The organism is Streptacidiphilus anmyonensis, from assembly GCF_000787855.1.
Lineage (GTDB): Bacteria > Actinomycetota > Actinomycetes > Streptomycetales > Streptomycetaceae > Streptacidiphilus > Streptacidiphilus anmyonensis.
Genome location: NZ_BBPQ01000037.1, coordinates 26153 through 47535, shown reverse-complemented (window position 1 = coordinate 47535; position 21383 = coordinate 26153). Strand labels below are relative to the sequence as shown.

Annotated in this window: 21 protein-coding genes; 16 read left to right on the top strand and 5 right to left on the bottom strand. The window is 72.9% G+C overall.

All coding sequences use genetic code 11. The features are described 5' to 3' along the window. Window positions 1–152 precede the first annotated feature (152 nt). From chsH3 to TR50_RS26640, 3 genes are all read left to right on the top strand, one after another. Window positions 153–1019: an enoyl-CoA hydratase ChsH3 gene (chsH3, locus tag TR50_RS26650; protein WP_042427179.1), complete on the top strand. Its 867-nt coding sequence runs from the start codon at window positions 153–155 to the stop codon at window positions 1017–1019. A 121-nt stretch (window positions 1020–1140) separates the two neighbouring features. Further along, complete coding sequence (locus TR50_RS26645; protein WP_042427176.1) at window positions 1141–2229, top strand: Zn-dependent alcohol dehydrogenase; 1089 nt, start codon at window positions 1141–1143, stop codon at window positions 2227–2229. Beyond that, on the top strand, window positions 2226–3173 hold the full coding sequence (locus TR50_RS26640) for a 3-oxoacyl-ACP reductase (protein WP_042427173.1): 948 nt from the start codon (window positions 2226–2228) through the stop codon (window positions 3171–3173). The genes TR50_RS26645 and TR50_RS26640 overlap by 4 nt, the downstream gene beginning before the upstream one ends. 36 nt (window positions 3174–3209) lie before the next feature. Here TR50_RS26640 and TR50_RS49830 read toward each other — a convergent pair whose 3' ends face one another. Beyond that, window positions 3210–3344 carry a hypothetical protein gene (locus TR50_RS49830; RefSeq protein WP_269084814.1) on the bottom strand — a complete coding sequence of 45 codons (135 nt, stop codon included), beginning with the start codon at window positions 3342–3344 and terminating at the stop codon, window positions 3210–3212. Between the two features lie 89 nt (window positions 3345–3433). Continuing rightward, window positions 3434–5431, bottom strand: coding sequence for an alpha/beta hydrolase family protein (locus TR50_RS42960; protein WP_052441340.1), 1998 nt, complete (start codon window positions 5429–5431; stop codon window positions 3434–3436). Window positions 5432–5799: 368 nt separating this feature from the next. Here TR50_RS42960 and TR50_RS26630 point away from each other — a divergent pair, with 368 nt between their 5' ends. The 4 genes from TR50_RS26630 (at window position 5800) to TR50_RS26615 (ending at window position 9813) form a co-directional block, all read left to right on the top strand. Further along, window positions 5800–6645, top strand: a complete 846-nt coding sequence (locus tag TR50_RS26630; RefSeq protein WP_042427170.1) for a Nif3-like dinuclear metal center hexameric protein — start codon at window positions 5800–5802, stop codon at window positions 6643–6645. Between the two features lie 10 nt (window positions 6646–6655). Next, entirely contained in the window at window positions 6656–7399 is a 744-nt protein-coding gene (locus tag TR50_RS48210; RefSeq protein WP_201776882.1) for a zinc ribbon domain-containing protein, read from the top strand. Then, window positions 7396–8634, top strand: coding sequence for a bifunctional RNase H/acid phosphatase (locus TR50_RS26620; RefSeq protein WP_042427163.1), 1239 nt, complete (start codon window positions 7396–7398; stop codon window positions 8632–8634). Before TR50_RS48210 ends, TR50_RS26620 begins: the two co-directional genes overlap by 4 nt. Window positions 8635–8826: 192 nt before the next feature. Continuing rightward, the gene (locus TR50_RS26615; protein ID WP_042427159.1) at window positions 8827–9813 is read left to right on the top strand and encodes a phospholipase D-like domain-containing protein; all 987 of its coding nucleotides are present in this window, start codon (window positions 8827–8829) and stop codon (window positions 9811–9813) included. Between the two features lie 39 nt (window positions 9814–9852). Here TR50_RS26615 and yaaA read toward each other — a convergent pair whose 3' ends face one another. Further along, window positions 9853–10647, bottom strand: a complete 795-nt coding sequence (yaaA, locus tag TR50_RS26610; RefSeq protein ID WP_042427156.1) for a peroxide stress protein YaaA — start codon at window positions 10645–10647, stop codon at window positions 9853–9855. A 340-nt stretch (window positions 10648–10987) separates the two neighbouring features. Here yaaA and serB point away from each other — a divergent pair, with 340 nt between their 5' ends. Next, the gene (serB, locus tag TR50_RS26605; RefSeq protein WP_084701015.1) at window positions 10988–12283 is read left to right on the top strand and encodes a phosphoserine phosphatase SerB; all 1296 of its coding nucleotides are present in this window, start codon (window positions 10988–10990) and stop codon (window positions 12281–12283) included. A gap of 35 nt (window positions 12284–12318) precedes the next feature. Continuing rightward, window positions 12319–13020, top strand: coding sequence for a hypothetical protein (locus TR50_RS26600; protein WP_042427153.1), 702 nt, complete (start codon window positions 12319–12321; stop codon window positions 13018–13020). 13 nt (window positions 13021–13033) lie between these two features. Here the strand turns inward: TR50_RS26600 and TR50_RS26595 are convergent, their stop codons facing one another. Beyond that, window positions 13034–14623, bottom strand: coding sequence for a GMC oxidoreductase (locus TR50_RS26595; protein ID WP_201776881.1), 1590 nt, complete (start codon window positions 14621–14623; stop codon window positions 13034–13036). A gap of 257 nt (window positions 14624–14880) precedes the next feature. Then, complete coding sequence (locus TR50_RS26590; RefSeq protein ID WP_042427148.1) at window positions 14881–15741, bottom strand: SCO6745 family protein; 861 nt, start codon at window positions 15739–15741, stop codon at window positions 14881–14883. A gap of 132 nt (window positions 15742–15873) precedes the next feature. Here TR50_RS26590 and TR50_RS26585 point away from each other — a divergent pair, with 132 nt between their 5' ends. From TR50_RS26585 to TR50_RS26555, 7 genes are all read left to right on the top strand, one after another. Next, window positions 15874–16461 (top strand): GNAT family N-acetyltransferase, encoded by a 588-nt coding sequence (locus tag TR50_RS26585; protein ID WP_042427145.1) that lies wholly within the window; start codon window positions 15874–15876, stop codon window positions 16459–16461. A gap of 120 nt (window positions 16462–16581) precedes the next feature. Continuing rightward, window positions 16582–17079 (top strand): hypothetical protein, encoded by a 498-nt coding sequence (locus TR50_RS26580; RefSeq protein ID WP_042427142.1) that lies wholly within the window; start codon window positions 16582–16584, stop codon window positions 17077–17079. Between the two features lie 183 nt (window positions 17080–17262). Further along, entirely contained in the window at window positions 17263–17964 is a 702-nt protein-coding gene (locus TR50_RS26575) for a WXG100-like domain-containing protein (RefSeq protein ID WP_052441339.1), read from the top strand. After that, window positions 17964–19049 carry a hypothetical protein gene (locus TR50_RS26570; RefSeq protein WP_042427137.1) on the top strand — a complete coding sequence of 362 codons (1086 nt, stop codon included), beginning with the start codon at window positions 17964–17966 and terminating at the stop codon, window positions 19047–19049. Before TR50_RS26575 ends, TR50_RS26570 begins: the two co-directional genes overlap by 1 nt. Continuing rightward, window positions 19042–19473: a hypothetical protein gene (locus TR50_RS26565; RefSeq protein WP_042427134.1), complete on the top strand. Its 432-nt coding sequence runs from the start codon at window positions 19042–19044 to the stop codon at window positions 19471–19473. The genes TR50_RS26570 and TR50_RS26565 overlap by 8 nt, the downstream gene beginning before the upstream one ends. After that, window positions 19470–20459: a hypothetical protein gene (locus tag TR50_RS26560; RefSeq protein WP_042427132.1), complete on the top strand. Its 990-nt coding sequence runs from the start codon at window positions 19470–19472 to the stop codon at window positions 20457–20459. The genes TR50_RS26565 and TR50_RS26560 overlap by 4 nt, the downstream gene beginning before the upstream one ends. A gap of 157 nt (window positions 20460–20616) precedes the next feature. Beyond that, window positions 20617–21255: a DedA family protein gene (locus TR50_RS26555; protein ID WP_042427129.1), complete on the top strand. Its 639-nt coding sequence runs from the start codon at window positions 20617–20619 to the stop codon at window positions 21253–21255. The last annotated feature ends 128 nt before the right edge of the window (window positions 21256–21383 follow it).

Below are 21383 nucleotides of genomic sequence, written 5' to 3'. Positions count from 1 at the left end.
CTAGCTCACGCTCCTCCAGTACAGCCCACAGCCCGCGGGACCGGCCGGACCAGCAGCAGTCGGAGCCCGCGTCGAAGCGACCCCGGCGCGGCCGACGGTGCGGACGGCCGCGTCGGGGTCCACCAATGCCCTCAGGTTCCGAAAGGCTCTCCATGCCCATCAACCCCGCCGAAGCCCTCGCCGCCCCCGCCCGTGTCACCGAACTCGCCTGGGACCACAAGGACGTGATCCTCTACCACCTGGGCATCGGCGCGGGCGCGCAGCGACCGGCCACCGACCCCGACGAGCTGCGCTGGACCTACGAGAAGGACCTCCAGGTGCTGCCCAGCTTCGTCACCGTCGCCGGCGGCGGCCTGGCCAAGGCGGGCGCGTTCAACCTGCCAGGCCTGCAGATCAACCTCGCCCAGGTGCTCCACGGCGGCCAGCGCATCGAGCTGCACCGCCCGATCCCCGCCACCGGCCGCGCCCAGCTGACCAGCTCGCTGGCCGCCGTCTACGACAAGGGCAAGGCCGCCGTCCTCGTCATGCGCAGCGAGGCCGCCGACGCCGACGGCCCCCTCTACACCTGCGACACCGAGATCTTCGTCCGCGGCGAGGGCGGCTTCGGCGGCGAGCGCGGCGAGACCGTCCGCGTCGAACTGCCGGACCGCGAGCCGGACGCGGTGCGCGAGATCCCCGTCCGCCACGACCAGGCGCTGCTCTACCGCCTCTCGGGGGACTGGAACCCGCTCCACGCCGATCCCGACTTCGCCAAGCTGGCCGGCTTCGACCGCCCGATCCTGCACGGACTGTGCTCCTACGGCGTCACCCTCAAGGCCGTCGTCGACGCCGTCCTCGGCGGCGACGCCTCCCGGGTGCGCGAGTACCGGACCCGCTTCGCCGGGATCTTCTTCCCCGGCGAGACGCTGCGCGTCCGGATCTGGCGCGACGGCGCGGAGCGGCTGCTCGTCACGGCGACGAGCGTGGAGCGCGACGACGCGCCTGTCCTCGCCGACACCGTCGTCACCCACCAGCCCTGACCAGCCCTGACCAGCCCTGACCAGCGCTGACCAACCCTGGCCCGCCGCGGCCCGGGCCGGCCGGCGCCGAACCCGCACCACCGTCTCTCCATCCGCACCGCCCGACCGAGGAGCGAAGAACATGCGCGCAGCGGTTCTGCACGAGACCGGCCAGGAGAAACTGGAGGTCCACGACGGCGTCGAGACCCCGGCGACCGGCCCCGGCCAGGTCCGGATCAAGATGAAGGCCGCCAGCCTCTGCCACTCCGACCTGTCCGCGATGAGCGGCGTGCTGCCGCAGCCCGCCCCGTTCGTCCCCGGCCACGAGGGCGCCGGCGAGGTCGTCGAGGTCGGCGCCGGCGTGACCGGCCTGGCCGTCGGCGACCGGGTCATCGTCTGCTGGATGCCGCCGTGCGGCGCCTGTCCCTCCTGCCTGCGCGGCGAGGGCAACCTGTGCCTGGCCGCCTTCGCCAACATGGGCACGCCCAACTACCGGCACGACGGCAAGGACCTCTTCGGCTTCTCCGCCACCGGCACCTTCGCCGAGGAGAGCGTCGTCGCGGCGGGCTGCGCCGTGAAGATCCCCGACGACGTCCCCTACGAGGTCGCGGCGCTGATCGGCTGCGGCGTCACCACCGGCGTCGGCGCCGCGGTCAACACCGCCAAGGTTCTGCCCGGTTCGAAGGTCGCCGTGATCGGCTGCGGCGGCGTCGGCATCGCCGCGATCCAGGGCGCGAAGGTCTGCGGCGCCGCCCAGATCCTCGCCGTCGACCCCGTCCCCGCCCGCCGCGCGTGGGCGCTGCGCTTCGGCGCGACCGAGGCCGTCCACCCCGACGAGCTGAGCGACGCCAAGACCCGGATCACCGGCGGCGAGGGCTTCGACTACGCCTTCGAGGTCGTGGGCCGCTCGGCGACCGTGCGGGCCGCCTACGACGCGGTCCGGCGCGGCGGCGCTCTCGTCGTGGTCGGCGCGGGCGCGATGGACGACAACGCGCAGTTCAACATGTTCGAGCTGTTCTTCAACGAGAAGCGGGTCCTGCCCTCGCTCTACGGCGGCGCGGACGTGCCGGCCACCTACCGCAAGGTCATCGAGCTGTGGCGGTCCGGCCGCCTCGACCTCGAGGGCATGGTCACCCACCACGTCCCGCTCGGCCAGGTCAACGACGCCATCGAGCAGATGCGGACCGGAGAGGCGCTGCGGACCGTCATCACCATGGGGGCGGACGCGTGACCACCACTTCGCTCGACGGTCTCACCGCCGTCGTCACCGGCGCCGGTCGCGGCCTCGGCCGGGCCGAGGCGCTGGAGCTGGCCCGCGCGGGCGCGAACGTCGTCGTCAACGACTTCGGCGCGCCCGGCCGCGACGGCAGCGGCGGCGCGTCGGCCGCACCCGCCGACGAGACGGTCGCGGAGATCGTCGCCGCGGGCGGCAGGGCCGTCGCGCACTACGGCGACATCGCCGAGACCGACACCGCCCAGGCGCTGGTCGACCTGGCGGTCGCCACCTACGGGCGGCTGGACATCCTGGTCAACAACGCGGGCATCCTGCGCGACCGCATGGTCTTCTCCATGACGCAGGAGGAGTGGGACTCCGTCATCCGCGTCCACCTGCGCGGTCACTTCGCCACGACTCGCGCGGCGGCGGCGCACTGGCGCGACCGCAGCAAGGCGACCGGTCAGCCGGTGTACGGGCGGATCGTCAACACCTCCTCCGAGGCGTTCGTCGCGGGCTCGGCGGGCCAGCCCAACTACGCGGCGGCGAAGGGCGGCATCGTCGGCCTCACCACCAGCAGCGCGAACGCGCTGGCGCGGTACGGCGTCACCGCCAACGTCATCTGCCCGCGGGCCCGGACGCGCATGACCGAGGACGTGTTCGTCGGATCCATGGGCGCACCCGAGACGGGCGTCGACCCGCTCGCCCCCGAGCACGTCTCCCCGCTGGTCGCCTATCTGGCCTCCCCGGCGGCGGCCTCGGTGAACGGCCAGTGCTTCGTGGTCCACGGCGGCATGGTCGCGGTCCTCGGCGCCCCGCCGGTCCTGGCGAAGTTCGACACGGCCAAGGAGGTCTTCACGCCCGGCGAGCTGGACGAGCTGATGACCCCGTTCTACGCCGAACGGAGGCCGGGCGACGGCTTCGCCAACACGGAGGTCCTGGGGCTGCGGCACACGGGATGACCTGTGGGGCGCGGGCTCGGCCCGCGCCCCGGGGTGCTACTCGGCGCGACGGTGGCGACCGTGGGGGTTCGCCTCCTGCCCCTCGTCTTCGGCGATGTGGCCGCGGTGGCGACCGTGCGGGTCCTCCTCCGCGGCGTTCTCAGTGGTGATGTCGGTGAGGGCATCAGACATGAGAGTCGTCTTCTCCGTGTTTGTTCTGTCTTCCGGCATTCGTGCTGGTGACCCACCCTAGTAGCCCCGTGCACGCCGTTCCCACCGGTTCACACCGTTCGCACGCTCCTCAAAAAACTCGCCAACAACTCCTGCAACAGTGGCGCACCCTCCTCGGCGAGCACCTCGTGGCCCGCACGTGCCGCCTCCACGTACTGGAAGTCGACCCCCTCCACCCGGCCGATCCGCAGCAACTCCTGGCGCAGCAACCGTGATTGCGTGACGGGCACGACCTCGTCCCGGTCTCCGTGGACGACCAGCACCTCCGCCGTCAGCCGGTGGCACAGCAGCAGGACGTCGCGTGGACCGTCGGGCAGATCCGTCGCCGCGCCCATCCGCTCGGTGAGACCGCGCACCGCGGGGCCCGCGTCGGCGGCCAGGCGCGCGCCGGAGAGGAACGGGGAGACCGCCGCCACCCGCGTGACCAGATCCGGGGCGGTGCCGGCCGCCAGCAGCGCGAGGAACGCGCCGTAACTGACGCCGAACAGGGCCACCCGGCCGAGGCCCAGCGACTCGCGCTGGCCGCCGATGCTCTGCAGCAGTGTCAGCACGTCCTCCAGATCCGGCCCGCCCCAGGCGTGCTGGACGGCCTGGGCGTGCTCGACGCCGTAACCCGTGCTGCCGCGCTGGTTGGGGGCGACCACGGCCATGCCCTCCGCCGCCAACCGCTGCAAGGTCGGCTCGAACTCCAGGTGCCAGGCGTCGGCGGGGCCGCCGTGCAGGGCCATGACCAGGTGCTCTGCGGTCAGCCACTCCTCGCCGCCGTAGACGACGCCCTCTACCGGGCCCGCGGCTCCCGGCAGGGTGACCGTCCGCGCGCTCTCCCAGGGGCGGCCGTCGCCGCGCCGGGTGCTGCCGTCCAGTCGCCAGCCGGTCTCCACGGGCTGCGGTATGACCTGGACCACGCTGGCCAACCCGGCCCGACCGCCCTGCACCGGCGCCAGCCGGGGCCTCTCCGGCTGCGGCAGCGGCCGCGTCTCGCCGCTCAGCAGCAGGTCGACGTCGATCGAGGCCATCGCCGCCGGCTGGTCCGGCGCCGAGTAGGGCATCCGCAGGCCCGCCGCCGACCAGTGCGCCACGCCGCCGAAGCGACCGGGCGGGATCGGCAGCGGTTCGAGCCGCGTGCCGCCCGGCTCCCACAGCGCCAGCGTCGAACCGGCGCCCCAGTCCGCCTGGACCGCCACCCGGTTGCGGCCCGGCTCGATCGCGACGGGGCGGAGGAAGTGCTGCCCGCCGCGCAGGCACTCGGGGAAGCGCAGCGGCTCGTCCGAGCCGAGGCGGCCCCAACCGAGACGGTCCTCACCCGGCGCGTCGCTGCGGACCAGGATCAGACCACCGGCCGGATCGCAGGCGGCGAGGCGGTCGTTGCTGTGCTCGGTGAGCTCGAGCAGCGGCGAGAGCCCGCCCGAGACGAGGTCCAGCACGACCGTCTTGACCCGGCCCGTGCCGTCGGCCCGACGCTCCAGGCGGTCCAGGCCGAGCAGCCGGCCGCCCCGGTCCAGCCAGACGCCGCCGCCGTAGAGACCGGGCAGCTCGGCGACCGGCTGCGGCGCGGAGACCCCGTCCGCGCTGACCAGCCAGACCATGGTGGACCTCTCCCCGTCCGTGCCCAGCGCGAGGGCGACCGGCGCGCCCGCCCCCGGAGCGGGCAGCGGCAGCAGCCGTACGCCCGCCTGGTGGAGGCGGCCCGCCGACAGGTCCGCCTGGCCGTCCGTGCCGCGCACGACCAGCTGCTGCTGCGCGCCCTCGTGACGGCAGATCAGCACCCGGCCGTCGGTCAGCGCGACGAGCTGCGAGTGGACGTCCTCCGAGCGCCGCCCGCCGGCGCCCGGGCGCAGCGGTTGCGGCGCGCAGACCTCGCCCGGGGCCCCGCCCAGCCGCCAGCTCTCCACGAACCACCGGCCGTCGGCCTCGGCCGCCAGGCATGCGGCGTGCGAGCCGTCGGCGGCGAAGGTGAAGCTGACGCGCCGCAGCGCGGCGGCGGCCGGCGCCGCCGACCCGGTGGCGGCGCCGACGCGGGGAGGGACGGTGAGGGGGATCGCGGTCATGGATGCACCACCGCAGCTCGGTCGGGACGATGCACGTCGCCGGAAACGGAAGGATCAGGAGAAGGGCAGGAGAAGGGCAGGCGCGCAGCGTCCGGAAGAGCTCACGGGAGCCGCTCGCGTCGTTCGGGCTCGCTTGTTCGCGTTCGCTGTTCAGGCTCGCTTGTTCTGGCTCGCTTGTTCAGGGCTTGGCCGGGCCCTCCTCGGTGGGCCTCCTCGGTGGGGCCCGTCCGCACCACCGAAGCTACTGACGGGCGTGCGCCGCTCGCACGGGATCGCGGATACATCACTCGTACGGGTGGAGCTCCTTCTCGGCCCGTAACCTTGCGCGCTGTCCGATGCGGCCACCGCGCCGCGATACCCTCGGACACGTGCCGAAACTCTCCGACGTCCGCCGAGCCCTCGACGAGCTCTACCCGCCCGCCTGGGCCGAGTCCTGGGACGCCGTCGGTCTGGTCTGCGGTGACCCGGAGGACGAGGTCAGCCGCGTCCTGTTCGCCGTCGATCCGGTGCAGGCCGTCGTCGACGAGGCCGTCGCCTTCGGCGCCCAGCTCGTCGTCACGCACCACCCGCTCTACCTGCGCGGCACCACGACCGTGGCGGCCGACACCTTCAAGGGCAAGGTCGTGCACACCCTGGTCCGCCAGGGCATCGCGCTGATGGTCGCGCACACCAACGCCGACGTCGCCGACCCGGGCGTCTCCGACGCCCTCGCCGAGGCCGTCGGCCTGCGCGTGACGGGCCCGCTGATCCCGGACCCGACCGACCCGGCGGGACGCCGCGGCACCGGCCGGATCGGCGAGCTGCCCGCCCCCGAGCCGCTCGCCGCCTTCGCCGCCCGCGTCGCGGCCGGTCTGCCCGCCACCGCCCAGGGCGTGCGCGCCGCAGGGGACCCGGACCGCCCCGTGCGCCGCGTCGCGGTCTGCGGCGGCTCCGGCGACAGCTTCTTCGCCCAGGTCCGCGCCGCCGGCGTCGACGCCTACGTCACTGCCGACCTGCGCCACCACCCGGCCTCCGAGGCCCGCGAGCACGCGGACATCGCCCTGGTCGACGCCGCCCACTGGGCCACCGAGTGGCCCTGGCTGCGCAGCGCCGAGAGCGCGCTGCTGGCCGTCTCCGAGAAGCACGGCTGGGGCCTTTCGACGCGGGTGTCCACCCACGTCACCGACCCGTGGACCGCGCACGCCCCCATGTCTTTCGCACCGACCACCGTCTGAGGAGCTCCCCCTGAACGCCGCGCCCGCCGACCAGATCCGCCTGCTGGACCTGCAGGCACTCGACTCCCGCCTCGACCAGCTCGCCCACCGTCGGCGGACGCTGCCCGAGCACGCCGAGATCGAGCAGCGTTCCACCGACCTCGCCCAGCTGCGCTCGCTCACCGTCGCCGCGGAGACCCAGCTGAGCGACACCCAGCGCGAGCTCACCAAGGCCGAGCAGGACGTCGACCAGGTGCGCCAGCGTGCCGCCCGCAACCAGAAGCTGCTCGACTCCGGCTCGGTCGGCTCCGCCAAGGACCTCACCAACCTCCAGCACGAGGTCGGCTCGCTGGCCAAGCGCCAGAGCGACCTGGAGGACGTGGTCCTGGAGATCATGGAGCGGCTCGAGTCGGGGCAGACCCGCGTCAGCGAGATGACGGCCCGCCGCGACGAGGCCGAGCGCTCCGTCAAGGAGGCCGAGGAGCGCCGCGCCACCTCCTACGGCTCGATCGACGCCGAGGTGGAGAAGGTCACCCGCGACCGCGAGACCCTGGCCGCCGCCATTCCGGCCGACCTGATGAAGCTCTACACCCGCCTGCGCACGCAGAACGCCGGCGTCGGCGCGGCGCGCCTTTTCCAGCGCCGTTGCGAGGGCTGCCGGGTGGAGCTGTCCATCACCGACCTCGGCGCCGTGCGCTCCGCCGCCGCGGACGAGGTCGTGCGCTGCGAGAACTGCGGACGCATCCTGATCCGCACCTCGGAGTCCGGTCTGTGACGACCGGCGGGAGCGCTCCGGGGGGTCGCCGGTTCGTCGTCGAGGCCGACGGCGGGTCGCGGGGCAACCCCGGCCCCGCCGGCTACGGCGCGGTCGTGCGCGACGGCGACACCGGCGAGGTGCTGGCGGAGGCGGCCGAGTACCTCGGCCGCGTCACCAACAACGTGGCCGAGTACCGCGGCCTGATCGCCGGCCTGCGCGCGGCCGCCGCGATCGACCCGGCCGCCGCGGTCGAGGTGCGGATGGACTCCAAGCTCGTCGTGGAGCAGATGTCCGGCCGCTGGCAGGTCAGGCATCCGGACATGAAGCCGCTCGCGGCCGAGGCCCGTACGGCTTTCCTGGAGGGGCAGGTGCAGTACCGCTGGGTGCCGCGCAAGGAGAACAAGCACGCGGACCGGCTCGCCAACGAGGCGATGGACGCGGGCCAGGCGGGCCGTGCCTGGGAGCCGAAGCTGCCCCCGCAGGCGTCGCCGGTCACCGCCGCAATGGTCTCCGTCGCACCGGTCTCCGGCCCTTCCGCCGAGCCGGTCCCGGGACAGCCGGTCGCCGAGCCCCTGCCGCTGCCGCAGCCGACGGTCACCGCTCCCGCGGGCTGGGCCGCGCCCGCGGACATGGGCAAGCCCACCACCTTCGTACTGCTGCGCCACGGCGAGACCGCGCTGACGCCGGAGAAGCGCTTCTCCGGCAGCGGCGGCGGCGACCCGGCGCTCTCCGAGCGCGGGCGCTGGCAGGCCGAGCGCGCCGCCGCGGCCCTCGCCGCGCACGGCACCGTCGAGGCGATCGTCAGCTCGCCGCTGCGCCGCTGCCGGGAGACCGCGCAGGCGGTCGCCGACGTGCTGGGCCTCGAGGTCCGCGTCGAGGAGGCGCTGCGCGAGGCCGACTTCGGCTCGTTCGAGGGGCTCACCTTCGCCGAGGTGAAGGAGCGTCAGCCCGAGGCCCTGGACGCCTGGTTGGCCTCCCCGCGGACGGCCCCGCCGGACGGGGAGAGCTTCGTCGCCGTCGGCCGTCGCGTGGCCGCCGCGCGCGACCGGCTGCTGGCCCGCTACGCCGGACGCACGGTCCTGGTGGTCTCGCACGTGACGCCGATCAAGTCGCTCGTCCGACTCGCCCTGGGCGCGCCGACGGAGGCGCTGTACCGGATGGAGCTGAGTGCGGCGGCTGTGTCCGCTGTCCAGTTCTATGCGGACGGCAACGCGTCGCTCAGGCTTTTCAACGACACCTCACATCTGCGCTGACCAGCGGGGTTGCTGGAGAGTTCGTACAGGGAGGCCCTGCACAGGGCCTCCCTGTGTGCGTTGTGTAGTGGTCATGCACATTTAACCGCCGACAGCTTCCCGTGCTGTCTACGCGCGTGGTGTTCTGGTGGACGGTCGGCCGACCACTCCTGGCAAGGTCACTGGCTCTCCGTCAACTCCCTAGGAGAACGCATGTCCCGCAAGGGCAGAAGCCGCGCCACCGCCACCGTCGCGCTCGCCGCCGGCGCCGCACTGTTCGCCACCGCCCTCCCCGCACACGCCGCGAGCTACTCGGCGTTCGTCTTCAACCTCGGCAGCAGCGAGCCGACGATCTACAACTTCATCAACTCGGCCACCAAGACGCTCGACATGACGATGTACGAGCTCAGCGACACTACGGCCGTCAATGACCTGATCGCCCGCAAGAAGGCCGGCGTCACCGTCCGGGTCATCCTCGACGAGAAGGAGACCTCGACCAACAGCTCGGCCTACAGCGCGCTCAAGAGCGCCGGCGTCGGCGTCGTGTACTCGTCCACCTCGTACGTCTACACGCACCAGAAGACCATCACGGTCGACGGCGCCACCTCGCTGGTCCTCACCGGCAACCTCACCTCGAAGTACTACTCGACCAGCCGCGACTACGGCGTCCTCGACAACGACGCCAACGACGTCGCCGCGATCGAGAAGGTCTTCAACGCGGACTACGCGCACACTTCGGTCACCCCCGGCGACGGCGACAACCTGCTCTGGTCGCCCACCGACGCGCAGACCCGGCTGCTCAGCGTCATCAACGGCGCGACCAAGACCCTCGACGTCGAGGAGGAGGAGTTCAGCGACTCGGCCGTCGTGAACGCCATCGCCGCCCGCGCCAAGGCGGGCGTGAAGGTGCGCGTGGTGCTGGAGACCCCGGGCAGCTACTCCAGCGAGGTCTCCCAGATCAAGAGCGCGGGCGGCACGGTGGTGGGCTACTCCTCCAGCACCGGCTTCTACATCCACGCCAAGGCGATCGTCGCCGACTACGGCCTGTCGACCCAGAAGGTCGAGGCCGGGTCGATGAACATCACGTCCAACTCCCTGGGCAACAACCGCGAGCTGGGCATCATCCTGACCGACAGCGGCGTCGCGGGCACCATCGAGACCGCGTTCAACAGCGACTACGCGGGCGGCACCCCCGCGTAGTCCCCTCCGGTGATCCCGGCGATCCCGGTGATCCGGGCCTCACAGCTCGGCGACGACCACGTCCAGCGCCCACGGCTTCCCGGCCGTGGGCGCCTGCGTCTCCACGGTGAACTTCGCGTCGCGCAGCGCGTCCACCAGCTCGGCGGGCGAGCCCGGCTCCGCGCCGGACTCCAGCAGCTGCCGCAGCAGGCGGCCCTTGGTCGCCTTGTTGAAGTGGCTCACCACGGACCGCTTGGTCACGCCGTTCACCACCCGCTCGTGCAGCACGCGCACGGTGGCCGTGCGCGACGCCACCTCGCCGGTCGGCTTCCACAGCGCCGCGTACGCGGACGAACGCAGGTCCAGCACCAGACCGTCCCCGGCGAGCTCCGGCATCGCGGCCGCCATCGGCTTGCGCCAGTGCGCGGCCAGGCCGCCGAGCCTCGGCAGCTTCGTCCCGCCGGAGCAGCGGTAGGGCGGGATCCGGTCGGTGATCCGCACGACGCCCCACAGGCCCGAGAACACCACGATGCTCTCCTCGGCGCGGGCACGCGCCGACGGCGCGAGCTCGGCCAGCCCGAGGTTGTCGTACAGCACGCCCGTGTACAGGCCGCCCGCGGGCAGCGCGGCCGCCGTCCGCAGCTCCGCGTTCCGCGCGAGCTCGCCCCGCAGGCCCTCGCCGATCCCGAGCACCTCCAGCGCGGTCCCCTCGTCCTCCCGGCACAGCGCGACCAGTGCGTCCAGCACGGCCTCCCGCGCCCCGGTCAGACCCGGCAGCACGAGCGACCCGAGATCGAGCGGCGCTCCCTCCCCGGTCGCGGCCTTGCCCTCCGACGGCGGCAACAGCACCAGCACTGAGTGACTCCTCAAGACACGGTCTTCCCGCCGACCACTCTAGGGGGTCCCGCCCGGCCCCCCGGCGGCCGCGCCTTCCGGCCGACCGTTCCGGCCGGGCCGTGAGCGGCTGTGCCCGGACCGTGCCTCGCCCGAAACCGGTCCGCGCGCGCCCGAACCCCCGGTGGGATCCGTGGTCCGTGGCCTGTGAGCCGTGGCCTGTGGGGCGTACGAGGCGAAGCAGCCGTCCTGCCGCGCCTCGCGCCCCTGGAGAGTGCGTCGAGCGACGGTGCAGTCACCTGTCCGGGTGGCGGGACACGCGTTCGGGTGCGGGCGCGCACTCGGTAGCCTGGTGAGCACCATGAACGCTAAGACTGCCGCCATCGCAGCCAGCCTCGCTCCGGACACGCCGACCCTTCTGGTCAAGGTCTTCGGCAAGGACCGCCCCGGGCTGACGTCCGGGCTGTTCGCCACGCTCGCCGACTACGGCGTCGACGTCGTCGACTTCGAGCAGGTCGTCACCCGGGGGCGGATAGTCCTCTGCGCGCTCGTGACCGCACCGCCCAACGACGGCGAGCTGCGGGCCCAGGTCCACCAGTGGGCCGAGAGCAGCCACCTGGACGCCGAGGTGATCTCCGGTCTGGGCGACAACCGCCCCCGAGGGGAGGGCCGGTCCCACGTCACGATCCTCGGCAACCCGCTGCCCGCCGGCGCCATCGCGGCGCTCAGTACGCACATCACCGAGACGGGCGGCAACATCGACCGTGTCTTCCGTCTCGCGAAGTACCCGGTGATCGCCGTCGAGCTCGCGGTGTCCGGCGTGCCGACGGAGGTCCTGCGGGCGGCGCTCGCGCCGGAGGCGGCCGCACGGCGCGTGGACGTGGCCGTGGTGGCGTCCGGGCTGCAGCGCAAGGCCAAGCGGCTGGTCGTCATGGACGTCGACTCGACGCTGATCCAGGACGAGGTGATCGAGCTCTTCGCCGCCCACGCCGGCTGCGAGGAGAAGGTCGCCGAGGTCACCGCCGCCGCGATGCGCGGTGAGCTGGACTTCGCCGAGTCGCTGCGAGCCCGCGTCGCCCTGCTCGCCGGTCTGGACGCGAACGTCGTGGACAAGGTCCGCTCCGAGGTCCGGCTGACCCCGGGCGCGCGCACCCTGATCCGCACGCTGAAGCGGCTCGGCTACCAGGTCGGCATCGTGTCCGGCGGCTTCACCCAGGTCACCGACGACCTGGCCGAGCGGCTCGGCCTGGACTTCGCCGCCGCCAACACCCTCGAGGTCGAGGACGGCCACTTCACCGGCCGCGTCGTCGGCGACATCGTGGACCGGGCCGGCAAGGCCGCCATGCTCCGCCGCTTCGCCGCCGAGGCGGGCGTGCCGCTGGAGCAGACCGTGGCGATCGGCGACGGGGCCAACGACCTGGACATGCTGAACACGGCCGGCCTCGGCGTGGCCTTCAACGCCAAGCCGGTCGTCCGCGAGGCCGCGCACACGGCGGTGAACGTCCCGTTCCTCGACACCGTGCTCTACCTGCTCGGCATCTCCCGCGAGGAGGTCGAGGAGGTCGCGGAGAACGCCGAGGACGGCGAGGAGGGCGAGGACGGCGGGTTCGACGAGGACGGCGGGTTCGACGAGGACGCCGGGGTCGGCGCGCCGTAGCGGACCCGGCCGGGGCGTCCGGTCACGATCGAGGGATGCAACTGCCGCTGCATTTCGGAACCGGACGCACCGCCCTGCTCTTCATGCTGGTGGCCTTCGTGGTCACCTTCACGCTCACCCGCCTGATCGTGCGCCTGATCCGGTCCGGGCGCGGGCCCTTCGGGAACGTGGCGGTCGGCGAGGTCCACGTCCACCATCTGGTGCCGGGGATCTTCCTGCTGCTGATCTCCGGGGTGGTGGTGTTCCTCGCCGTGCCGCACGGCCTCTTCCGCGACTGCGTGGCCGCGGCCTTCGGCGTCGGCGCGGCGCTGACCCTGGACGAGTACGCGCTGTGGCTGCACCTGTCCGACGTCTACTGGGCGGACGAGGGCCGCAAGTCCGTCGACACCGTCGTCGGCGTCGCCGCCCTCGGCGGGATGGGGCTACTGGTCTCCAACCCCTTCTCGCGGCAGCCGGGGGAAGGGACCTGGTTCTTCGTCATCTTCATCCTGATCAACTGCGCCCTGTCGGTGATCTCCGTCCTCAAGGGGCGGTTCTTCCTGGGCGTCGCCGGTGTGCTGTTCCCGTTCCTCGCGCTGTGGGGCGCGCTGCGGCTCGGCTTTCCGGGCTCGCCGTGGGGCAGGCGCTTCTACCGCGAGGGCGGCGCCAAGCGGGCGCGCGCCGAGCGCCGCGCCTCCCGGCGGCGGCTCTCGGAGCGCTTCAAGGCGCTGCTCAGCGGCCTCCCCGAACGTCGCTGAGGCGCATCCAGGATCAGCCGAAGTCGTTTCCGATCACGTTCTCGATGTTCCGCTCCGCCAGCGCGGTGATCGTCACGAAGGGGTTCACCCCGGTGCTGCCGGGGATCAGCGAGCCGTCGGTGACGTAGAGGCCGGGGTAGCCGTGCAGCCTCCCGTACAGGTCGGTGGCCTGGCCCAGCACGCAGCCGCCGAGCGGGTGGTAGACGAAGTCGTCGCCCCAGGTCTTGTAGACCCCGAAGAGGTCGGTGCGGTAGATCGTGCCCTCGGCCTTGTTGATCCGGTCGAACACGTTCGCGGCGGCCGTGATCGACGGCTGCGTCCACGACGCCTGCCAGCTCAGATCCACGCCGCCGGTGCCGGGGTTGTAGGTGAACGTGGCCCGGTTGGGGTTCTTGGTGATCGCCAGATAGAGGCTGATCCACAGCTCGGTCCCGGCCGGGAACGGGGAGATCTCCGCGAAGCACGGGTAGGTCGGGTCGTCCCAGTTGTCGATGCCGCGCACCGGCATGCACGCCTGGAGCGAACCGGTCGGCGCCCAAAGGTAGTTGGCGCGGCCCACCATCACGTTGCCGTTGTTGCCCCAGCCCTGGCCGACCGCCGCGGGCAGGTCCGGCAGCTGACCGGTGTCGCGCATGGTGACCAGCAGCTTGCTGGTGCCCACGCTCCCGGCGCCGAAGAAGACCTTGTCCGCGGTGACCGTCTTGACCGCCACCACGTTGCCGCCCGTGTCCAGTTGCTCCATCGACACGGTGTAGCCGGAGCCCGCGGCGGCGGGGGAGACGGAGGTGACCTTGTGCAGCGGGCTGATCGACAGCCGCCCGGTCGCGGCGGCCGCGGCGAGGTAGGTCTTGTCCAGGGACTGCTTGCCGTCGTTGTTGCCGTAGATGACCTCGCTCGCCAGCGCCGATCGCGGCACGGTCCCGGCCAACTCCTGCTGCATGTAGGGGAAGCTGTAGACGTTGGGGACGAACACCGTGCTGAAGCCGGCGTCGCCCGCCTGGCTGGAGCCGACGCGCGCGTACTGGTAGCAGCTCGCCGAGTTGTACCAGCCCGGGTCGACGCTGTTGGCCCCGAGCCCCGCGTTCGCGCGCGGGTAGTAGACGTCGTACATCGCGTCCGCGTCGACCTGCGGCAGGATCTCCTCGAAGTACCAGCGCTTGGGCACCACCGCCATGCCGCCGTTGACGAGCGAGCCACCGCCCACCCCGCGCCCCTGGTACACACGGGTGTTGGCGAAGTGCTCGGAGTCCAGCACGCCGGTGTAGCTGGGGATGGACTTGTTGTACGGCGCCCCGAGGAAGTAGCTGACCGGCTGGTCCGTCTGGGTGCGCAGCCAGTAGGCGCGCCCGTCCGGGTTCAGCATGTTGCAGAAGATCTTCCCGTCGCTGCCGGGCGTGGTCCAGCTCCGGCCCATCTCCACCATCGCGACCGGGATCCCGGCCTGCGTCAGCCGCAGCGCGGTGACGGCGCCGCCGTATCCCGTTCCGATCACCAGCACCGGCATGTGGTCGCCGCTGCTCAGCGCTCTCGCGGGCGTCGCCGCAGCCGCAGTGAGCAGCGTCGGCGCGGCCAGCGCACCGGCCGTCACCGCCGCCCGCGACATGAACTGACGCCTCGACAGGCCCCTTGCGGTGCTTCTGACGGTGCCTCTGCTGCTTCCGGTACGAACCCTTTCAGGCATGACTCGACCACCACCGATCGTCGACGGAACCCGGCTGAGCTGACCCATGGCGCGGACGCGCCGCCCGGATCAACGGAGGTGTGCTCGGCCCGGTCACGCGGCGGCGGGAACTGGAATCTCGCCCCGGGAGGTGGAGAAGTCAAGAGCGAACGAGGCCCGGCGTCTTCGGGGTGTGCGGGTCAGCCCTGCCTGGGCGGCAGGCCGATCGGGTTCGCCTGCGGCGGGATCCCGGCGGCGCGCAGCAGGGCCACCGGCTCGGCGAGCCGGTCGAGCAGCCGTTGCGTCGCCTCCGCCCCGACCGGACGGATCAGGCGCGCGGCCAGCCGGTCCGTCGCGTCCTCGACGGCCTGCCGCAACTCCCTTCCCCGGGCCGTGGCCTGGGCTTCGCCGTCCACCAGCCCGCGTCCGCGCAGTCGTTCGGCGGCCGCGGCCCACTCGTCCTCGGTCCAGCCCCGGTCCGTGCGCATCGTCTCCGCCGGCACCCGGCCCGTCGCGGCGGCGAGCACCAGCGACTCCACGCCGTCCAGCTCGCGGTCGGCGAGCGCGGCGAGGTGCGCGTCGCCGCGGAACTCCCGGAGGCCGGTGGTCAGTTGCCACAGGCGCTGCACCGGGTCGGCGATCCGCTCGGCCAGCGGCTGGTTGGCGGCGAACAGCGGCCGGGCCAGGGTGGGCGCGTCCGCGACCATGAGCGCCATCGGCGCCGTCAACTCCTCTGCCAGCAGGTCGATCCCGGGAACCGCACGCCGCAGCGCGGCGGCTGCGCCCCGCGCCCGCTCGTCCAGCGCCCGCTCCGGGGTCACCACCTCCCACGCCGCCGGCAGCGACCGTTCGACGGTGCGCGGCGCGAACGCCCCGAGCACCGATCCGGCGACCGCCGGGCCGACCGCGCCCAGCGGGCCGACCCGCATGGCGAAGTAGCCCATCCAGAAGCCCTTGAGACCCATCGCCCGGCCGAGGGCCCGGCACTCGGGGTCGAAGTAGACGACGGCGTGCAGGGGTTCGGTCCGCAGCCACAGCGCGCGGGCGAGAGAGGACGTCATGCGTCCGACGCTACCCCGTCGGCCCGGCAAGGCACGGCCTGGTCGGCCCGCCCCGACGCTCCCGGCCCGGGCCGTCCCGGCGCTGCCCGGTCGGCCCGGCCGGGCCCGCGACGCGTGGGCGAAGATCGACTCATGACCGAGCCGACACCTGCCCGTCGACCCGCCGAACCACCTGCCGATCGACCGGACTACCGGGTCCGCCGCATCGAAGCGGGCGAGTGGCGCGAGCTGCGCGCCCTGCGGCTGGAGGCGCTCACGGACACGCCGACGGCGTTCAGCACCAGCCGCGCCGCCGACGAGGCCTTGCCGGACGGCGCCTGGCAGGCCCAGGCCGCCGCGGCCGCGACCGGCGCGTCGACGGCCCTGTTCGTCGCGGTCGGCCGGGACGGCTCGTGGCTCGGCATGGCCGGGGCCGCCCCCGTTCCGGACGTCCCCGACCACGCGCACGTCTACAGCGTCTACGTCACCCCCGCCCACCGGGGTCGCTCCGGTCCGGCGGCCGACCTGGTGACGGCTGCCGTCGGGTTCGCCCGCGCCCGTATCGACGTCGGTCACCTGACGCTGGGCGTCCACGAGGCCAACGCCCGCGCCCAGTCCTTCTACCACCGCCTGGGGTTCGTCCCGACCGGCCTGGAGGTCCCGTACCCGCTCGACCCGGCCGAGCGCCTGCGCATCCTCGGCTACCCGGGGTTCCGCGCCCAGGGGCGGTCGACGGAATAGACCCACCGACACTAGTTGACAAAGGACTAGTCTCACTGCAACTATAGAGCCATCGAAAGGAACGGCACGGAAGCACCGAAAGACCACACAGTCCTCGCACGCACGGAAGGGTCCACCGAAATGGCCGAGTACACGATCACCCCGACCAAGCACGTCGAGCGCTTCAACGTCGACCACACGGTCGTCAAGCGGCTGGGCCACTGGACCACCGCCGACTCCTTCGAGATCCGCGCCCGCGGCGGCGCCGTGGTCCTCGACCTCCGCTCGCCCGAGCTGCCCGCGGACCTCGAGATCCACGTCGACCTGCGCCGCGCCTCGGTCAAGCTGCTGCTGCCCGAGGAGACCGAGGTCGACCACTGGGACGTGCAGTGGACCGGACGCGGCAAGGTCAAGGACGCCGAGAAGGGCACCACGCTCCCCGCCACCCGCCGGGTCCGCCTCGTCGGCGCCGCGGACAACAGCGAGATCCGCGTCCTGCGGGCCGGCGTCGCCGCCGTCACCGCGATCTTCACCCGCGAGTGGCTCGACGACGCCCGCCGCGCCCGCAAGGAGGGCCGCCTCCCCACCCTCGACGACCCGACCCGCAACCCCTACGCCGACCCGCACCGCGCGGCGTGAGCCGGACCGGCGGGCGCTGATCGAAGATCCCGGGTGGGGCGTGGCCGGACACCGGCCGCGCCCCACCCGGGATTCCGCCGTCCGCGCTCCGCCGGCCGCGCTCCGTGGTCCGCCGTCCGTGGCCTCCCTCGATAGGATGCGTGTCGCCACGTTCCGTGATCAGCATGGGGGATTGCCTTGGCGGTGGACGACCTGCCGGGTCCCGTCGTGACCTTCCTCAACGTGATCGGCGTCCCCTGGCCGTACCTGAACGAGGACGACGTCCGTCAGTTCGCGGCGACGGTCCGTGAGTTCGGGCGGGCGGTGCAGCAGACGCACCAGGACGCGACCGCGACCCTCGCCCACGTCGCCCAGGCCTACCAGGGCGCGGCCACCCAGCGGATGCAGTCGGGATGGGCGCAGCTCTCCGAACGGCACGTCCAGGAGCTGGTCGAGGGCTGTCACGTCCTCGCCGACGCGCTGGACCTCGGCGCGGAGGTGATCGTCGCGCAGAAGCTGGAGGCCCTCGCGGAGTTGGCGGCCATGGCCGCCGCGTTCGTCGCCGACCAGGCGGCGGCGGTGGCGACCGCGGGGCTGGCCGAGGCGGCGGTGCCGGTGATCGTCGAGGCGGGCAGGAAGCTGCTGGAGACCCTCAAGCAGCAGATCATCCAGTACGTCACCGGCGAGATCATCGAGGCCGCGGCCAAGCCCCTGTTCGCCAGGATCGAGGCGGCCGTGTCCGGCCTCGACTGGTCGCAGACGTCCGCGGGTGGCGGCGCCGTTGACGGTTTCTCGCTCGACCACGAGGCCGCGAGCGCCCACCTCGACGTCCTGCGCGGCCATGCGGAGACCTTCCGCGGCCACGCGCAGAGCCTGCACGCCGGCCTCGAAGGGCTCGCCTTCTGATGGCCGGCGGCGGGGAGGAGAAGGCCGTCTTCGCCGCGCTCAGGCGGGACGCCCAGGAGGCGCTGCCGAAGATCGCCGAGCGGAACGCGCACGTCGTCGACTCCGCCGTCGAGAAGGCTTCGAAGAACCTCGCCGACCACGCGGAGAACGAGGCCAGGACCGCGGAGCACTTCCGCTCCACGATGCCCGCGACGACGCCCCGGGACGCGCCACTGCCGTCCCCGAGGGCCGCGGCGGACGCTCCGTCCCGCGCCCGCGAGGCTCCGGAGTCCCCGGTCCACGGCACCCGGATCTCCCAGGCCCTCGTCCAGGACGACGGCATCGCCGCCGCCGACCTCGCCCGACCCCGGTTCGGCAGCGACGCCCTGCGCGACTCGCCGAACTTCGACGACGAGATCGACAAGGCGCTGGAGGGCACCGGTCTCAGCCGCGAGGAGTACGACCGACTGCGCCTGAGCCCCACGGACGACCTGACACCGGAACAGATCCGTCAGGTGGGCGAGGTCCGCAACCAGATCCGCATCGGGGACGGGCAGATCGTCACCAAGGTCGTCGGCAAGAAGGTGGCCGACGGCTTCCTGGACAACGACCGCGACCTGTTCGGTCCCGACACGTTCGATCCGACGTCCTTCGGGAACTCCGTCGCCCGCGGCACCGACACCGCCGACCTGACCACGCCGGCCCGACTTCGCGACGGCCTCGCCCTGGACGACAAGGGCCAGGGCTGGACGCCGGTCCCGGAGAACGCCGCCGAGGCCTACCAACTGCGGTTCCCGGCCCCCAAGGGCCTGGGCGACCGCGCCGTCCCCAGCTACGGCTCGGTCGGCGACGCCAAGGCCGACCCCTCGGCGCAGGCGCGGGCGGACTCGGTCGCCACGATCGCCTCCGGGCACCAGGCCACCGGGTCGGTGATGGAGGATCCCTTCACCGGGACCGGGTACACCGGGGGCGGCATCCCCGAATGGCTGGCCCCGAGGGGAACGCGGTTCGCCGGGCGCGCCGAGATGTGGAGGATCACGCCGGACGGCGGGGAGGTCATGGTGGGGTACTACTACAAGAACGTCTGGACCAGGGTTGATGGCTGAGACAAATCGCTACCGGGCCGGGGACTTCGCGATCTACCAGGGGAGTGTCTACGGCGTCTTCGGCGACGGCGGCTCCTTGGAGGTCTCGCTCACCCTTGAGCCGGACGACCCCGTCCCGGCGGGCCTCCGGCCGGACCCGAACGCCCCTGCCAGGGTCTTCTACGCCACGCCCGACCAGCTCGAAGCCTGGTACCGGACCCGATGGACCTTCCTGTGGCGGGGCCAGCCTTTCGACGCCGTCGGCTCGGGAGAGGGGCAGATCACCGGCTGGTACGCCGGCAAGGAACTGTGGCTGATCGCGGACCACCTGCGCCGCATCGAAGCCAGCGCGTACCTCGGCACCTTCCCCCTCGACGAGGTCACCGACCTCACCGAGCACCGGACGGACCTGCTGGCGCAGTGGAAGGAAGACCACCAGCGATGACCACCACCCCGGGCCTGTCGCCGCGGACGATCATCCAGCTGCCCATCACCCGCGCCCTCGCGCAGCGCTACGTCGGCAACGAGGTCGTGCCGGGCCTGTTCGAGCCCACCCGGATGTGGGGGCTCTGCTCGCGCATGGTGGACGTGGCGCGGGTCGACTCCGGGGCGCAGGCACGCGCGGTCCACGGCCTGGCCGAGGCCGGTGAGGACTTCCCGACGGGCGACGGGCTGTTCGTGATCCGCTTCCTGGCCGGCTGGCCCGGCCTCTTCCGGGCCTCCTTCGGCGGCCGGACGACCGAGGGCGCGGCCCGGCTGGGCTCCACCCTGGTCCTGCCCGAGCCGTTCCTCGGCACGGGCTACACCAGGTACGCCCCGGCGGCCGTCCCCGAGTACTGGATGGAACTCGCCGACGCGCCGGTCGGCGCCGAGATCTGGCATCTCGCCGAGGACGGCGGCGAGGGCTACGAGGTCGGGCTCGCCGCCTACGCGGGCCGCCACGCGGGCTGGCGCTCCTTTCCCGCCGCCGAGCAGCGGGGCCTGACCCCCGGCGGCGCCTCCCCGGCACCCGCCGGCAGCGTGGACCGCGGCCTGACCGCGGTCTACCAGGGCGCCGCGTACCCCGCCGACTTCGGGCCCGACGCCGGCGAACTCACCGCCTACCGCACCGCGGACGACGGCACGGTCATGGCCCGCCGTGTCGCCGACGGCCAGTGCGACGACGTCCTCTACCGCCGCCTGCTGACCACCTGGCGCGACGCCCCCTTCGAGATCCTCGCCCTCGACGCGGACAGCCCCGCTGACTCCGCCACCGCCACCGCCGCCTGCACCGCCACCCTCGCCCTCACCACCGGCAACGCGGAACAGGCCGCTCACCTCGGCCTCACCCCCGTAGGCCGCCACGCGTGGCGAGCCCGGGTCCCGAAGTCGGAGCTGGGCGAGGTGACGGAGGAGACCCGGCGGATCGGAGTCCAACCCCACCTCGGCTGAACCACGGGAGACAACGGGAGACAGAGGCGTCCGCGCGGCCTACGGGGCTCGCCTCCTTACCCGTCGGGCGCGCACCCTGGGACGTGAGGGAGCAACCGAGCGAGTCTGAGCGCACAACAGCCCATGACGGGGACCACCGGGACGGGACGTGAGCGGCATGACTGACAGCAGCGGACTGCCGGGTCCACTGGCCTCGCTTCAGCCGCTGTTGGACCACTACGGCTATGCCTCACTCGCGCTGCTCGTCGCACTCGACAACATGCTGATCCCGGTTCCGGGGCAGACACTGCTGATCGTCGCGGCGGTCTACGCCGGAACCGGACGCATGAACGTCCTCGCGGTTGCCGTCGTCGGGTGGATCGCCGCGCTCGCCGGGGCCGAGATCGCGTACGTGCTCGGCCGCCGCGAGGGAACGCGGCTGATCACCCGCTTCGGACGCTACGTGCGGCTCACCCCGGAGCGCTACGCCAAGGCCGAGGCTTTCTACCAGCGCCGTGGAGCCAGGGTCGTCGTGTTCGCCAGGTTCGTCGACGTCCTGCGCCAGACCAACGGCCTGCTGGCCGGCTCGAACGAGATGCCGCACCGCCGTTTCACGCTGTGGAACGCCGTCGGCGCCGCAGCGTGGGTCGCGGCCTGGACGACGCTCGGCTACACCGCCGGCACGAACATCGGCCCGCTCTACCGCCAGGCGCTCCGCTACCAGTTCTTCCTGCTCGCCGCCGTGCTGCTGGCCATCGTGTGCCTCGTCCTCCGCGCCTGGTGGCGCGCCCGCAAGCGCGCACGCGAGGGAGCGTGACGTCCCCGGGCGCCGGCGGCCAGGTTCAGCCGGACGAGTCGGCCTGTACGTCGGGGACTTCGCAGCGCACATCGGCATGCCCGCCTGACCTGCGCGAATGTTCGGCTGGCAGGCGCGGCGCACGACTG